At 56.0% G+C, this 14,207-nt stretch carries 11 protein-coding genes, 2 tRNA genes and 2 rRNA genes; 3 read left to right on the top strand and 12 right to left on the bottom strand.

Annotated elements, in window-relative coordinates; genetic code table 11:
* Nucleotides 1–145: 145 nt before the first annotated feature.
* On the top strand, nucleotides 146–1,036 hold the full coding sequence (gene ilvY / locus BFV63_RS21375; protein WP_017693777.1) for an HTH-type transcriptional activator IlvY: 891 nt from the start codon (nucleotides 146–148) through the stop codon (nucleotides 1,034–1,036).
* On the opposite strand, the gene ilvA is transcribed toward ilvY, so the two are convergent.
* From ilvA to ilvL, 7 genes are all read right to left on the bottom strand, one after another.
* A complete protein-coding gene (gene ilvA, locus BFV63_RS21380; protein WP_085930308.1) occupies nucleotides 1,033–2,577 on the bottom strand; it encodes a threonine ammonia-lyase, biosynthetic in 1,545 nt (514 codons plus the stop codon). The genes ilvY and ilvA overlap by 4 nt on opposite strands.
* 2 nt (nucleotides 2,578–2,579) lie before the next feature.
* The gene (gene ilvD, locus BFV63_RS21385; protein WP_008501574.1) at nucleotides 2,580–4,430 is read right to left on the bottom strand and encodes a dihydroxy-acid dehydratase; all 1,851 of its coding nucleotides are present in this window, start codon (nucleotides 4,428–4,430) and stop codon (nucleotides 2,580–2,582) included.
* A gap of 60 nt (nucleotides 4,431–4,490) precedes the next feature.
* A complete protein-coding gene (locus BFV63_RS21390) occupies nucleotides 4,491–5,420 on the bottom strand; it encodes a branched-chain amino acid transaminase (protein ID WP_022652051.1) in 930 nt (309 codons plus the stop codon).
* A gap of 18 nt (nucleotides 5,421–5,438) precedes the next feature.
* Nucleotides 5,439–5,702 carry an acetolactate synthase 2 small subunit gene (gene ilvM, locus BFV63_RS21395; RefSeq protein WP_003860184.1) on the bottom strand — a complete coding sequence of 88 codons (264 nt, stop codon included), beginning with the start codon at nucleotides 5,700–5,702 and terminating at the stop codon, nucleotides 5,439–5,441.
* Entirely contained in the window at nucleotides 5,699–7,345 is a 1,647-nt protein-coding gene (ilvG, locus tag BFV63_RS21400) for an acetolactate synthase 2 catalytic subunit (RefSeq protein ID WP_069597592.1), read from the bottom strand. Before ilvG ends, ilvM begins: the two co-directional genes overlap by 4 nt.
* Before the next feature lie 2 nt (nucleotides 7,346–7,347).
* Nucleotides 7,348–7,398 (bottom strand): peptide IlvX, encoded by a 51-nt coding sequence (gene ilvX, locus BFV63_RS23295; protein ID WP_192930497.1) that lies wholly within the window; start codon nucleotides 7,396–7,398, stop codon nucleotides 7,348–7,350.
* 86 nt (nucleotides 7,399–7,484) lie between these two features.
* Complete coding sequence (gene ilvL, locus BFV63_RS22895) at nucleotides 7,485–7,583, bottom strand: ilv operon leader peptide (protein WP_001311244.1); 99 nt, start codon at nucleotides 7,581–7,583, stop codon at nucleotides 7,485–7,487.
* Between the two features lie 341 nt (nucleotides 7,584–7,924).
* Here ilvL and BFV63_RS21405 point away from each other — a divergent pair, with 341 nt between their 5' ends.
* Entirely contained in the window at nucleotides 7,925–9,445 is a 1,521-nt protein-coding gene (locus tag BFV63_RS21405) for a YifB family Mg chelatase-like AAA ATPase (protein WP_045337103.1), read from the top strand.
* A gap of 29 nt (nucleotides 9,446–9,474) precedes the next feature.
* Here the strand turns inward: BFV63_RS21405 and BFV63_RS21410 are convergent, their stop codons facing one another.
* Entirely contained in the window at nucleotides 9,475–9,813 is a 339-nt protein-coding gene (locus tag BFV63_RS21410; protein ID WP_006808641.1) for a MaoP family protein, read from the bottom strand.
* A gap of 118 nt (nucleotides 9,814–9,931) precedes the next feature.
* On the opposite strand from BFV63_RS21410, the gene hdfR reads away from it, so the two are divergent.
* Nucleotides 9,932–10,753, top strand: a complete 822-nt coding sequence (gene hdfR, locus BFV63_RS21415; RefSeq protein WP_003860190.1) for an HTH-type transcriptional regulator HdfR — start codon at nucleotides 9,932–9,934, stop codon at nucleotides 10,751–10,753.
* Between the two features lie 98 nt (nucleotides 10,754–10,851).
* Here hdfR and BFV63_RS21420 read toward each other — a convergent pair.
* The 4 genes from BFV63_RS21420 to BFV63_RS21435 all read right to left on the bottom strand — a co-directional run bounded on the left by BFV63_RS21420 (nucleotide 10,852) and on the right by BFV63_RS21435 (nucleotide 14,204).
* Nucleotides 10,852–10,927, bottom strand: a tRNA-Trp gene (locus BFV63_RS21420).
* 52 nt (nucleotides 10,928–10,979) lie between these two features.
* A tRNA-Asp gene (locus tag BFV63_RS21425) sits at nucleotides 10,980–11,056 on the bottom strand.
* Between the two features lie 55 nt (nucleotides 11,057–11,111).
* A 5S ribosomal RNA gene (rrf, locus tag BFV63_RS21430) occupies nucleotides 11,112–11,227 on the bottom strand.
* Nucleotides 11,228–11,299: 72 nt separating this feature from the next.
* Nucleotides 11,300–14,204, bottom strand: a 23S ribosomal RNA gene (locus BFV63_RS21435).
* Nucleotides 14,205–14,207 lie beyond the last annotated feature (3 nt).

Below are 14,207 nucleotides of genomic sequence, written 5' to 3' on the forward strand. Positions count from 1 at the left end.
CGTGAAAGACGACGAGTAATTTATTGTTCGGTTCGCCTTTCAGCGACAATGTACCCACATTACAACAGGAAATTTATTGCGGAAATTGATATATTCACAACGTCACATTGCAATTTATGCAATGTAAAAAGAGGGAGTGGAATCGGTGGATTTACGCGATCTGAAAATGTTCCTGCACCTGGCGGAAAGCCGTCACTTTGGCCGCAGCGCCCGGGCGATGCACGTCAGCCCCTCCACGCTGTCGCGCCAGATCCAGCGCCTTGAGGAAGACCTCGGCCAGCCGCTGTTCGTGCGCGATAACCGCACCGTCACCCTCACGGAAGCCGGCGAAGAGCTGCGCATCTTTGCCCAGCAAACCTTGTTGCAGTATCAGCAGCTGCGGCACACCATCGACCAGCAGGGGCCGTCGCTTTCCGGCGAGCTGCATATTTTCTGTTCCGTGACCGCTGCCTACAGCCATCTTCCCCCCATTCTTGACCGCTTCCGCGCGGAACATCCGTCGGTTGAAATTAAGCTCACCACCGGCGATGCCGCCGACGCGATGGAAAAAGTGGTAACGGGCGAAGCGGATCTGGCGATTGCCGGAAAACCTGAAACGCTGCCGGGGGCGGTGGCGTTCTCGATGCTGGAGAATCTGGCGGTAGTGCTGATTGCCCCGGCGCTGCCCTGCCCGGTGCGCAACCAGGTTTCGGTGGAGAAACCGGACTGGTCCACGGTGCCGTTTATCATGGCCGATCAGGGGCCGGTGCGCCGCCGCATTGAGCTGTGGTTCCGCCGCCAGAAGATCAGTAACCCGTCGATTTACGCCACGGTCGGCGGCCATGAGGCGATGGTGTCGATGGTGGCGCTTGGCTGCGGCGTGGCGCTGCTGCCGGAAGTGGTGCTGGAAAACAGCCCGGAACCGGTGCGCAACCGCGTGATGATTCTGGAGCGCAGCGACGAGAAGACGCCGTTTGAGCTGGGCGTGTGCGCACAAAAAAAGCGGCTGCATGAGCCGCTTATTGATGCGTTCTGGACGATATTGCCGAACCACTAGCCAGCCAGAAAGAACCTGAAAGCCGGGTTATGGGTTTCGTCATGACATTCATAGCCCAGCTCGTTCAGGCGCGTTTCGAAATCCGGCTCGTGCTCGCCCAGTTCGAACGCCGCCAGCACGCGGCCATAGTCGGTGCCGTGGCTGCGGTAGTGGAACAGAGAGATGTTCCAGTGCGTGCCGAGCGTGTGCAGGAACTTGAGCAACGCGCCCGGTGATTCCGGGAACTCGAAGCTGAACAGGCGTTCCTGGAGCGGCTTGGAAGGACGGCCGCCGACCATGTAACGCACGTGCAGCTTCGCCATCTCATCGTCAGAGAGATCGACCACGCTGTAGCCGCCGTCGTGCAGCAGGCTGAGGATCTCTTTGCGCTCCTCCACGCCACGGCTCAGACGCACGCCGACAAAAATGCAGGCATCTTTGGCGTCGGCAAAGCGGTAGTTGAACTCCGTTACCGAACGGCCGCCCAGCAGCTGGCAGAACTTCAGGAAGCTGCCCTTCTCTTCCGGAATGGTCACCGCCAGCAGGGCTTCACGCTGCTCGCCCAGCTCACAGCGTTCGGACACGTAGCGCAGGCCGTGGAAGTTCACATTAGCGCCGGAAAGCACGTGCGCCAGACGTTCGCCGCGAATGTTGTGCTGGGCGATGTATTTCTTCATCCCCGCCAGCGCCAGCGCGCCGGACGGTTCCGCCACCGCACGCACATCCTCGAAGAGATCTTTCATCGCCGCGCAGATAGCGTCGCTATCAACCGTGACGATATCGTCGAGATACTCCTGGCACAGACGGAACGTTTCGTCGCCAATGCGCTTCACCGCCACGCCCTCGGCGAACAGCCCGACGCGCGGCAGATCCACAGGATGTCCGGCGTCCAGCGCCGCCTTCAGGCAGGCAGAGTCTTCCGCTTCAACCGCAATCACTTTGATCTGCGGCATCAGCTGTTTGATCAGCACCGCCACACCTGCGGCTAAGCCACCGCCGCCCACCGGGACGAAAACGCGGTCGAGATGGGCGTCCTGCTGCAACAGTTCCAGCGCCAGCGTACCCTGCCCGGCAATCACCATCGGGTGATCGAACGGCGGCACCCAGGTGAAGCCCTGCTGCTGCGCCAGCTCAATCGCTTTGGCTTTGGCTTCGTCAAAGTTAGCACCGTGAAGCAGCACTTCTCCGCCGAACCCGCGCACCGCGTCGACCTTGATATCTGCGGTGGCGACCGGCATCACGATCAGCGCCTTCAGCCCCAGACGCGCCGAGGAGAACGCCACGCCCTGCGCGTGATTGCCCGCCGAGGCGGTAATCACCCCGCGCGCTTTCTGCTCGTCCGTCAGCCCGGCCATCATCGCGTAGGCGCCGCGCAGCTTGAAGCTGTGCACCGGCTGCCTGTCTTCACGCTTCACCAGAATGACGTTGTCGAGACGCGAAGAGAGTTTGTCCATTTTTTGCAGGGGCGTGACCTGCACCGCTTCATAGACCGGCGCGCGTAGTACCGCTCTCAGGTATTCCGCCCCCTCCGGGGCGGCGGATAAGGGTTGTGACTCGGCCATCATTAGCCCCCCAGTTTAGATTTATCGCGCACCGCGCCTTTATCTGCACTGGTGGCAAGACTCGCGTAAGCGCGCAGGGCGAAGGAGACTTCACGCTGACGATCTTTCGGCGTCCAGGCTTTGTCGCCGCGGGCTTCCTGCGCCTCACGACGGGCCGCAATCTCCTGGTCACTCAGCTTCAGCTGAATGCCGCGGTTCGGAATGTCGATTTCGATCAGGTCGCCATCTTCGATGATCGCGATATTGCCGCCGCTTGCCGCTTCTGGCGAGACGTGGCCAATGGAGAGGCCTGACGTGCCGCCAGAGAAACGACCATCGGTGATCAGCGCGCAGGCTTTGCCGAGGCCCATCGATTTCAGGAAGGTGGTCGGGTAGAGCATCTCCTGCATGCCCGGACCGCCTTTCGGCCCTTCGTAGCGAATGACCACCACGTCGCCTTCCACCACTTTGCCGCCGAGGATAGCGTCTACCGCTTCGTCCTGGCTTTCATACACTTTTGCCGGGCCGGTAAATTTCAGGATGCTGTCGTCCACGCCTGCGGTTTTCACAATGCAGCCATTTTCTGCGAAGTTACCGTACAGCACGGCCAAACCGCCGTCTTTGCTGTAGGCATGTTCCAGCGAGCGAATGCAGCCTTCGGCGCGATCGTCATCCAGCGTGTCCCAGCGGCAATCCTGCGAGAACGCCTGGGTGGTACGGATGCCCGCCGGACCGGCGCGATACATGTTTTTCACCGCGTCGTCTTTGGTCAGCATCACGTCGTACTGCTCCAGCGACTCCGGCAGCGTCAGGCCGAGCACGTTTTTCACGTCGCGGTTCAGCAGCCCGGCGCGATCCAGCTCGCCGAGAATACCAATCACGCCACCCGCACGGTGGACATCTTCCATGTGGTACTTCTGGGTACTCGGCGCGACTTTACACAGCTGCGGCACTTTGCGGGAGAGCTTGTCGATGTCGCTCATGGTGAAGTCGATTTCAGCTTCCTGCGCGGCGGCCAGCAGGTGCAGAACGGTGTTGGTGGAACCGCCCATGGCGATATCCAGCGTCATGGCGTTTTCGAACGCCGCTTTACTGGCGATGTTACGCGGCAGCGCGCTGGCGTCGTCCTGCTCGTAGTAGCGTTTGGTCAGCTCAACGATGCGCTTGCCCGCGTTAAGGAACAGCTGCTTACGGTCGGCGTGGGTCGCCAGCAGCGAGCCGTTGCCCGGCTGAGACAGGCCCAGCGCTTCGGTCAGGCAGTTCATGGAGTTGGCGGTGAACATCCCGGAACAGGAGCCGCAGGTCGGGCACGCGGAGCGTTCCACCTGGTCGCTCTGCTCGTCAGAGACTTTCGGGTCCGCGCCCTGGATCATCGCATCGACCAGGTCGAGCTTGATGATTTTGTCGGAAAGCTTGGTTTTCCCCGCTTCCATCGGGCCGCCGGAAACGAAGATCACCGGAATGTTCAGACGCAGGGAGGCCATCAGCATCCCCGGGGTGATTTTGTCGCAGTTGGAGATACAGACCATCGCATCGGCGCAGTGGGCGTTAACCATATACTCCACCGAGTCGGCGATCAGCTCGCGCGACGGCAGCGAATAGAGCATCCCCCCGTGGCCCATTGCGATACCGTCATCCACCGCAATGGTGTTGAACTCTTTCGCCACGCCGCCGGAGGCTTCGATTTGCTCGGCAACCAGCTTACCGAGATCGCGCAGGTGCACGTGGCCCGGCACAAACTGGGTGAAGGAGTTCACCACGGCGATAATTGGCTTGCCGAAATCGGCGTCGGTCATTCCGGTGGCGCGCCACAGTGCGCGGGCACCCGCCATATTACGGCCGTGGGTGGTGGTGGCTGAACGATACTTAGGCATGCTTTATTTACTCCCGTCTGACTATTTAATGGGACGGTGCGTGCCGTCCCACATTTATATTTAGTGATTAACCTGATCCAACCAGCCGTATTTATCTTCTGTCTCGCCGGTGAAGAGGCCAAAGAACGCTTGCTGAATGCGTTTGGTCACCGGGCCACAGCGGCCTTCGCCCACCTGAATGCCATCGACGCTACGCACCGGCGTAATTTCAGCCGCGGTACCGGACATAAACACTTCGTCAGCCAGGTACAGGGATTCGCGGGACAGCACCTGCTCGCGCACTTCGATACCCAGATCTTTTGCCAGCTTGATGATGGCGTCACGGGTGATGCCTGGCAGCGCGGACGAGGTAAACGGCGGGGTGAACAGAATGCCGTCTTTTACTTCAAACAGGTTTTCGCCCGCACCTTCGGAGATGTAGCCATTCACATCCAGCGCGATACCTTCCTGGTAACCGTGACGGCGCGCTTCGCTGCCGACCAGCAGTGAGGACAGGTAGTTACCGCCCGCTTTAGCCGCAGTCGGGATAGTGTTTGGCGCCACGCGGTTCCAGGAAGAAACCATTGCGTCGATCCCCTGATCCAGTGCTTCCGCGCCCAGGTAGGCGCCCCACGGGAACGCAGCAATAATCACATCGGTGTTATAGTCAGCGGGCGGGTTGACGCCCATGCCGACATCACCCACGAAGACCAGCGGACGAATATAGGCGCTGGTCAGTTTGTTCTGGCGAATCACCTCGCGGCAGGCTTCCATCAACTCATCAACGCTTTGGGAGACCGGGAAACGATAAATTTTGGCTGAGTCATGCAGACGCTGCATGTGTTCACGGTGGCGGAACACCACTGGTCCTTTGTGAGAGTCGTAGCAACGGATCCCTTCAAACACGGAGGTGCCGTAGTGCAGCGCGTGGGACATCACGTGAACTTTCGCGTCTTCCCAGCGAACCATCTCACCATTGAACCAAATGTAATCAGCTTTTTTTGTCGTCATTTTTTCGTCCTGTCACGCTTAAGCGCGGATTTGTTGTGATGTGGTTGTGCTCTGGCAGATGGCAACATGGGCAACGTCTACCAGTTTTGATAACTGACTAAACAGTAAGTCGACCGGCCGCGGGCTGGCAACGGTTAATTCGATACTGATGTTCTGTGCGTCGGTAGCCGTTTCCATATTCATAGAGCAAATCTGAAAGCCACGGTGGCGAACCACGCGCAAAACGCGTTCTAACGTTTCCGGGTTGAAGCGAGCCTGCACGGCGACCTGATGTTGCATCATGATAATTTCTCCAGCATTTGTGAGTTACTGGCACCGGGCGGTACCAACGGCCAGACGTTCTCAAGCTCATCGATTGAGACATGAAGCAGGTATGGCCCTTCGCTTGACAGCATGGTGTCGAGTGCCGCTTCAACCTGGTCTTTACGGGTGATGTGCTGGCCAGGAATGCCGAAGGCGCTGGCCAGGGTGAGGAAATCGGGGTTATCGGTCAGGGTGGTTTCACTGTAACGTTCCTGGAAGAACAGCTGTTGCCACTGGCGAACCATCCCTAAACGCTGGTTATCGAGCAACACGATCTTCAGCGGTAACTGCTTGCGCTTCACGGTGCCGAGCTCCTGAACGTTCATCATGAAGGAGCCGTCACCGGAGATACAGATAACGGTATCGTTCGGGCGGGCAACCTGTGCACCAACGGCGGCTGGCAGACCGAAGCCCATCGTCCCTAACCCGCTGGACGTGATGAAGTTTTCCGGACGGGTGTAGGTCATGTGCTGGGCAGACCACATCTGATGCTGGCCGACATCGGTCGTCACCACGCTGTCGGCGGGCTTACGGTCGGACAACTGCTTCAATAGCAGCGGCGCGTAGATGGCCTCGCCGGGGTGGTCGTAACGCCAGGCGTGTTCAGCGCGCATATCGGCGGTGTGCTGACGCCATGGGTTAATATCCAGCGGCTGCTCCAGGGCCGGTAACAGCGCGTTAAGATCGCCCTGCAACGCGACATGCGCCTGACGCAGTTTGTTCATCTCCGCCGGGTCGATGTCCATATGGATCACTTTGGCGTTTGGCGCGAAGGTGTTCAGTTTGCCGGTGACGCGGTCGTCAAAACGGGCGCCGACGGCGATGAGCAGGTCACACTCCTGCACCGCCAGGTTTGCCGCTTTGGTACCATGCATCCCCAGCATGCCCAGATAGTAGGGGTAATCAGCATCTACCGCCCCCAACCCTTTCAGCGTGCAGGTGGCAGGCATTTGCGTTGCCGCGATAAATTCGCGCAGGGCAGGAACCGCCTGCGCCATACCTACGCCACCACCAACGTACAGCATCGGTTGTTTGGCCTGCACCATCATCTGACGCGCCTCTTCCACCTCTGCATGCGGGAATGCATCATCGCTTTTCACGGTAGAGAAATGCGGTTCCAGATCGCCGAGTGCAACCTGGATATCTTTCGGGATATCAACCAGAACCGGGCCAGGACGGCCAGAGCTGGCAACCTCGAACGCTTCGGCCATCACCCGCGGCAGCTCTTCAAGAGACTGAACGAGGAAGCTGTGTTTGGTGCAGGCCAGCGATAAACCGAGCACATCCACTTCCTGGAAGGCATCGGTGCCGATGAACGGAGAGGCAACCTGTCCGGTGATGGCAACAATGGGAACAGAATCCAGCAGTGCATCAGCAAGACCGGTGATCAGGTTCGTTGCGCCCGGACCTGAGGTCGCCATACAGACACCGGTTTTACCGGTGGCACGGGCATAACCGATGGCGGCCATCGCTGCGCCCTGCTCGTGTCGGCACAACAGGTGCTCCACGCCGCCGTCATACAGTGCATCGTAAATCGGCATAATTGCGCCACCCGGATAACCGAATACTGTCTCGACTCCCTGCGCGCGCAACGCATGTACTACCCACTGTGCCCCATTCATAGTTAGTTCCCCGTCATAAATCGGGAGAAACAGAATTTTGTGCTACTTGTCATTCTCTGCTCCTCATTTACGTTTTTTAGTCATAAAAAAACCCCCGGACCTTTCGGTGCGGGGGTCTTAGTTCGTTAAGGCTTGATTTCTAAGCCTTTCCTCGTCCAAGTGCAGCCCCGCACGGTGGGATAATAATCACCACCACGCTAATCACGACCAGGCTAATCACTCGTAGAAGGGCTGTCATTTTCAGTTCTTTTTGCATCTAGTTCGAAGGAATACCTAAAGAGTTACCACAGATATTTCATCTGACACAAGATTTTTTTATGACCTATTTCTGTAGCAGGCGAACTATTTCTTTCAAAATCGTTGTTTTATATAGGGAAAAAATAGAAATGAAGATTTTTCATTTTTTTTGTCCTGTTTCATCAGGCAAGGCGCGCATGATTCCTTTTCTGCGAGGCCGATTCCACCGACATGTAATGATTACATTTAGGCGCTAAAAGGCTGGAACGAGCACCGTAATTCAGTGAATTAGCGCTAAACAGGAAAAAATGATGCTGGCATAGTCACCGCCAAGGAGGGCTTATGTCACTGTCAGTTGTTTATACACGCGCGGCCATCGGCGTGAAGGCACCGCTTATTTCTGTAGAGGTTCATTTAAGTAATGGACTGCCCGGACTGACGCTGGTCGGCTTACCAGAAACGACCGTTAAAGAGGCGAGGGATCGCGTGCGCAGCGCAATTATTAATAGCGGTTATGCTTTTCCGGCGAAGAAGATCACCATCAACCTTGCGCCCGCCGATTTGCCAAAGGAGGGAGGGCGATATGATTTACCTATTGCTATAGCGCTTCTCGCGGCTTCTGAACAGCTCAATACGCCAGGGCTAAGCTCGTGCGAGTTCGTGGGTGAATTAGCGCTTACAGGCGCGTTAAGAGGCGTTCCCGGAGCAATCTCGGGTGCGCTTGAAGCCATACGCGCGGGAAGACAAATCATTGTGGCCAATGAAAATGCCTCTGAAGTAAGCCTTATCGCCGAAAAGGGATGTCTTGTCGCGGGACATTTGCAGGAGGTTTGCGCCTGGCTGGAAGGCCGACACGAGCTTGCCGAGCCGCAGGAGAATGACGAGGTGGCGCCAGATTCGCCCGAGGATCTCAGCGATATTATGGGTCAGGAACAGGGTAAACGAGCGTTAGAGATAACGGCCGCGGGTGGGCATAACCTGTTACTGATAGGTCCGCCAGGCACGGGGAAAACGATGCTGGCGAGCAGATTGAGCGGCCTGTTGCCACCCCTCAATAATCACGAAGCGCTGGAAAGCGCCGCGATATTTAGCCTGGTCAGTTCTACGTCGCTGCATAAACAGTGGCGCCGCCGTCCCTTCCGCTCTCCACACCACAGTGCGTCTCTTACCGCGATGGTGGGCGGGGGTTCGATCCCCGGGCCGGGTGAAATCTCACTGGCGCACAACGGCATTCTGTTTCTGGATGAATTGCCAGAGTTTGAACGCCGCGTGCTGGATGCATTGCGGGAGCCGATTGAATCCGGCGAAATCCATTTGTCTCGTACACGGGCCAAAATAAGCTACCCTGCGCAGTTTCAGCTGGTCGCCGCGATGAACCCTAGCCCTACGGGTCATTATCAGGGCAATCATAACCGCTGTACGCCGGAGCAGACGCTGCGCTATCTAAGTAAGCTGTCCGGCCCCTTCCTCGACCGTTTTGATTTATCTCTCGAGATCCCCCTGCCACCGCCCGGTCTGCTGAGGCAAACCGGTATTAAGGGCGAAAGCTCAGCAACTGTGCGTGAACGGGTTATTGCGGCGCAGGCGCGGCAGTATGTTCGTCAGAACAGGCTGAATGCCCGGCTGGATAACAGCGGGATCCGACAGTTTTGTTCTCTCAACGCTGAAGATGCGGGCTGGCTGGAAGAGACACTGACGCGGTTTGGGCTATCCATTCGCGCGTGGCAGCGTTTGTTGAAAGTTGCGCGCACGGTCGCCGACGTGGAGGGCTGCCCCGGAATAGAGAGGCGGCATTTGCAGGAGGCATTAAGTTACCGTGCGATCGATCGGCTGCTGTTGCATCTGCAAAAAATGCTGGCGTAAAAAAAAAGGGGCCGTAGCCCCTTCTCTTCTTAATCGTCAGACTCGGTGTAGTCTTCTGCACCTTCCATCTGCGGCTTGCCGCCAGACAGCGTATGGAAACGCTTAGGACGCTTAATGCGAGCCATATACTTGATCCATACACGTTCTGCATCAGATTGCGGCTCACGCTCACCACGGCAAACAGAGACAAACTGTTTTTCATCTTCGGTTGCCGGTTCACGTTTACCCAGATCCAGCTCGTTAAAGGCATAACCATGGCGCTCAAGAAGTTGAGCTTCTTTGATAGTGAAATCGCCGTGACGAGAGAACCCGCGCGGATAATGTTTATTGTCGAAAAAACGATTAGTCGTCGTAAAGCTTTCCGCCATCCTACACGCTCCTAATTCTTTGGCCGAGCTATTTATGGCGCGGAGTATTAGTTACGCTTGACAGAGTGTAAAACAAAACATTTAAATCATAACGACAAATAATTTTGCGGAGAAAGATGTGGATACGGAATTGCTAAAAACTTTCCTCGAAGTGAGCAGAACGCGACACTTTGGGCGAGCAGCTGAAGCCCTCTACCTGACGCAGTCAGCAGTCAGTTTTCGTATTCGACAGCTGGAAAATCAATTGGGTGTGAACCTTTTTACCCGCCATCGCAACAATATTCGTTTAACCCCGGCCGGTGAAAAGCTATTGCCTTATGCAGAAACCCTGATGAATACCTGGCAGGCAGCGCGGAAGGAGGTTGCGCACACCTCCCGGCATAATGAATTCTCGATCGGTGCCAGCGCTTCACTATGGGAATGCATGCTCAGCCAGTGGCTTATGCGGCTATATCGCTCACACAACCATCTGCAATTTGAGGCGAGGATTGCGCAACGCCAGTCGCTGGTTAAGCAACTCCACGAGCGGCAGCTTGATCTCCTGATCACCACAGAAGCGCCCAAGATGGACGAATTTAGCAGCCAGATTGTTGGACAGTTTAGCCTGGCGCTCTATGCATCCGAGCCTGCAATGATGAAGGCCGACCTGAATTATTTACGCCTGGAATGGGGGCCTGATTTTCAGCAGCACGAGACGGGGTTAATTGCCAGCGATGATATCCCGCAACTCACGACAAGCTCTGCGGAGATCGCATGCCAGCATCTTCCCGCATTGAAAGGCTGTACATGGTTACCTGTTCGCTGGGCGGATAATAAACCCGCACTCCATGTTGTCACCGATTCGACAACTCTCTCCAGGCCGCTGTATGCCATTTGGCTGCAAAACAGCGATAAGCAGTCGCAGATAAAAGATCTGTTAAAAACCAGCATACTGGATTAACGCAAAAGCCTGCGGAAACGCAGGCTGCTTATTCTTCAGGAAGGTGTTGAGCTGTTTTGCAGGCAAAAAAATCCTTTGCCGAAGCAAAGGATTCTATATGGCAGGGGCGGAGAGACTCGAACTCGCGACACCCGGTTTTGGAGACCGGTGCTCTACCAACTGAGCTACGCCCCTAAAGTTTTTGCCATTAAGCCTGCCGAAAGGGCAGGCTTAATGTCTTAATAAGTGGCGGAACGGACGGGACTCGAACCCGCGACCCCCTGCGTGACAGGCAGGTATTCTAACCGACTGAACTACCGCTCCACCGAATACTTCTGTAACCACCGGATTAATGCACCGGCTTACTACTTAATTTGATGCCTGGCAGTTCCCTACTCTCACATGGGGAGACCCCACACTACCATCGGCGCTACGGCGTTTCACTTCTGAGTTCGGCATGGGGTCAGGTGGGACCACCGCGCTAAAGCCGCCAGGCAAATTCTGTTAATCTGTATCAGGCTGAAAATCGTGTCTGTCTCTCGTTCGCCAAAACATCTTCGGCGTTGTAAGGTTAAGCCTCACGGTTCATTAGTATCGGTTAGCTCAACGCATCGCTGCGCTTACACACCCGACCTATCAACGTCGTCGTCTTCAACGTTCCTTCAGGAGACTTAAAGTCTCAGGGAGAACTCATCTCGGGGCAAGTTTCGTGCTTAGATGCTTTCAGCACTTATCTCTTCCGCATTTAGCTACCGGGCAGTGCCATTGGCATGACAACCCGAACACCAGTGATGCGTCCACTCCGGTCCTCTCGTACTAGGAGCAGCCCCCCTCAATTCTCCAGCGCCCACGGCAGATAGGGACCGAACTGTCTCACGACGTTCTAAACCCAGCTCGCGTACCACTTTAAATGGCGAACAGCCATACCCTTGGGACCTACTTCAGCCCCAGGATGTGATGAGCCGACATCGAGGTGCCAAACACCGCCGTCGATATGAACTCTTGGGCGGTATCAGCCTGTTATCCCCGGAGTACCTTTTATCCGTTGAGCGATGGCCCTTCCATTCAGAACCACCGGATCACTATGACCTGCTTTCGCACCTGCTCGCGCCGTCACGCTCGCAGTCAAGCTGGCTTATGCCATTGCACTAACCTCCTGATGTCCGACCAGGATTAGCCAACCTTCGTGCTCCTCCGTTACTCTTTGGGAGGAGACCGCCCCAGTCAAACTACCCACCAGACACTGTCCGCAACCCGGATCACGGGTCTACGTTAGAACACCAGCCATTAAAGGGTGGTATTTCAAGGACGGCTCCACGCAGACTGGCGTCCACGCTTCAAAGCCTCCCACCTATCCTACACATCAAGGACCAGTGTTCAGTGTCAAGCTATAGTAAAGGTTCACGGGGTCTTTCCGTCTTGCCGCGGGTACACTGCATCTTCACAGCGAGTTCAATTTCACTGAGTCTCGGGTGGAGACAGCCTGGCCATCATTACGCCATTCGTGCAGGTCGGAACTTACCCGACAAGGAATTTCGCTACCTTAGGACCGTTATAGTTACGGCCGCCGTTTACCGGGGCTTCGATCAAGAGCTTCGCGTTGCCGCTAACCCCATCAATTAACCTTCCGGCACCGGGCAGGCGTCACACCGTATACGTCCACTTTCGTGTTTGCACAGTGCTGTGTTTTTAATAAACAGTTGCAGCCAGCTGGTATCTTCGACTGATTTCAGCTCCGTCCGCAGGGACTTCACCTACATATCAGCGTGCCTTCTCCCGAAGTTACGGCACCATTTTGCCTAGTTCCTTCACCCGAGTTCTCTCAAGCGCCTTGGTATTCTCTACCTGACCACCTGTGTCGGTTTGGGGTACGATTTCGTGTTACCTGATGCTTAGAGGCTTTTCCTGGAAGCAGGGCATTTATCACTTCAGCACCGTAGTGCCTCGTCATCACACCTCAGCGTTAACAAGGTACCGGATTTACCTGGAACCTCCGCCTACATGCTTAAACCGGGACAACCGTCGCCCGGCTGACATAGCCTTCTCCGTCCCCCCTTCGCAGTAACACCAAGTACAGGAATATTAACCTGTTTCCCATCGACTACGCCTTTCGGCCTCGCCTTAGGGGTCGACTCACCCTGCCCCGATTAACGTTGGACAGGAACCCTTGGTCTTCCGGCGAGCGGGCTTTTCACCCGCTTTATCGTTACTTATGTCAGCATTCGCACTTCTGATACCTCCAGCATGCCTCACAGCACACCTTCAACGGCTTACAGAACGCTCCCCTACCCAACAACGCATAAGCGTCGCTGCCGCAGCTTCGGTGCATGGTTTAGCCCCGTTACATCTTCCGCGCAGGCCGACTCGACCAGTGAGCTATTACGCTTTCTTTAAATGATGGCTGCTTCTAAGCCAACATCCTGGCTGTCTGTGCCTTCCCACATCGTTTCCCACTTAACCATGACTTTGGGACCTTAGCTGGCGGTCTGGGTTGTTTCCCTCTTCACGACGGACGTTAGCACCCGCCGTGTGTCTCCCGTGATAACATTCTTCGGTATTCGTAGTTTGCATCGGGTTGGTAAGCCGGGATGGCCCCCTAGCCGAAACAGTGCTCTACCCCCGAAGATGAGTTCACGAGGCGCTACCTAAATAGCTTTCGGGGAGAACCAGCTATCTCCCGGTTTGATTGGCCTTTCACCCCCAGCCACAGGTCATCCGCTAATTTTTCAACATTAGTCGGTTCGGTCCTCCAGTTAGTGTTACCCAACCTTCAACCTGCCCATGGCTAGATCACCGGGTTTCGGGTCTATACCCTGCAACTTAACGCCCAGTTAAGACTCGGTTTCCCTTCGGCTCCCCTATACGGTTAACCTTGCTACAGAATATAAGTCGCTGACCCATTATACAAAAGGTACGCAGTCACACCCGAAGGTGCTCCCACTGCTTGTACGTACACGGTTTCAGGTTCTTTTTCACTCCCCTCGCCGGGGTTCTTTTCGCCTTTCCCTCACGGTACTGGTTCACTATCGGTCAGTCAGGAGTATTTAGCCTTGGAGGATGGTCCCCCCATATTCAGACAGGATACCACGTGTCCCGCCCTACTCTTCGAGTTCACAGCAAGTGTGTTTTTGTGTACGGGACTATCACCCTGTACCGTCGGACTTTCCAGACCGTTCCACTAACACACAAGCTGATTCAGACTCCGGGCTGCTCCCCGTTCGCTCGCCGCTACTGGGGGAATCTCGGTTGATTTCTTTTCCTCGGGGTACTTAGATGTTTCAGTTCCCCCGGTTCGCCTCGTTAACCTATGTATTCAGTTAACGATAGTGTGTCGGAACACACTGGGTTTCCCCATTCGGACATCGCCGGGTCAAGGGTTCATATCACCTCGCCGGCGCTTTTCGCAGATTAGCACGTCCTTCATCGCCTCTGACTGCCAGGGCATCCACCGTGTACGCTTAGTCGCTTAACCTCA

This window comes from Enterobacter hormaechei subsp. xiangfangensis, assembly GCF_001729785.1.
Classification (GTDB): domain Bacteria; phylum Pseudomonadota; class Gammaproteobacteria; order Enterobacterales; family Enterobacteriaceae; genus Enterobacter; species Enterobacter hormaechei_C.

What these genes read in the sequence shown, in the direction of transcription:
- ilvA (WP_085930308.1), bottom strand. Translation starts at nt 2,577, where the DNA reads ATGGCCGAGTCACAACCCTTATCCGCCGCCCCGGAGGGGGCGGAATAC.
- ilvD (WP_008501574.1), bottom strand. Translation starts at nt 4,430, where the DNA reads ATGCCTAAGTATCGTTCAGCCACCACCACCCACGGCCGTAATATGGCG.
- BFV63_RS21390 (WP_022652051.1), bottom strand. Translation starts at nt 5,420, where the DNA reads ATGACGACAAAAAAAGCTGATTACATTTGGTTCAATGGTGAGATGGTT.
- ilvM (WP_003860184.1), bottom strand. Translation starts at nt 5,702, where the DNA reads ATGATGCAACATCAGGTCGCCGTGCAGGCTCGCTTCAACCCGGAAACG.
- ilvG (WP_069597592.1), bottom strand. Translation starts at nt 7,345, where the DNA reads ATGAATGGGGCACAGTGGGTAGTACATGCGTTGCGCGCGCAGGGAGTC.
- ilvL (WP_001311244.1), bottom strand. Translation starts at nt 7,583, where the DNA reads ATGACAGCCCTTCTACGAGTGATTAGCCTGGTCGTGATTAGCGTGGTG.
- BFV63_RS21405 (WP_045337103.1), top strand. Translation starts at nt 7,925, where the DNA reads ATGTCACTGTCAGTTGTTTATACACGCGCGGCCATCGGCGTGAAGGCA.
- BFV63_RS21410 (WP_006808641.1), bottom strand. Translation starts at nt 9,813, where the DNA reads ATGGCGGAAAGCTTTACGACGACTAATCGTTTTTTCGACAATAAACAT.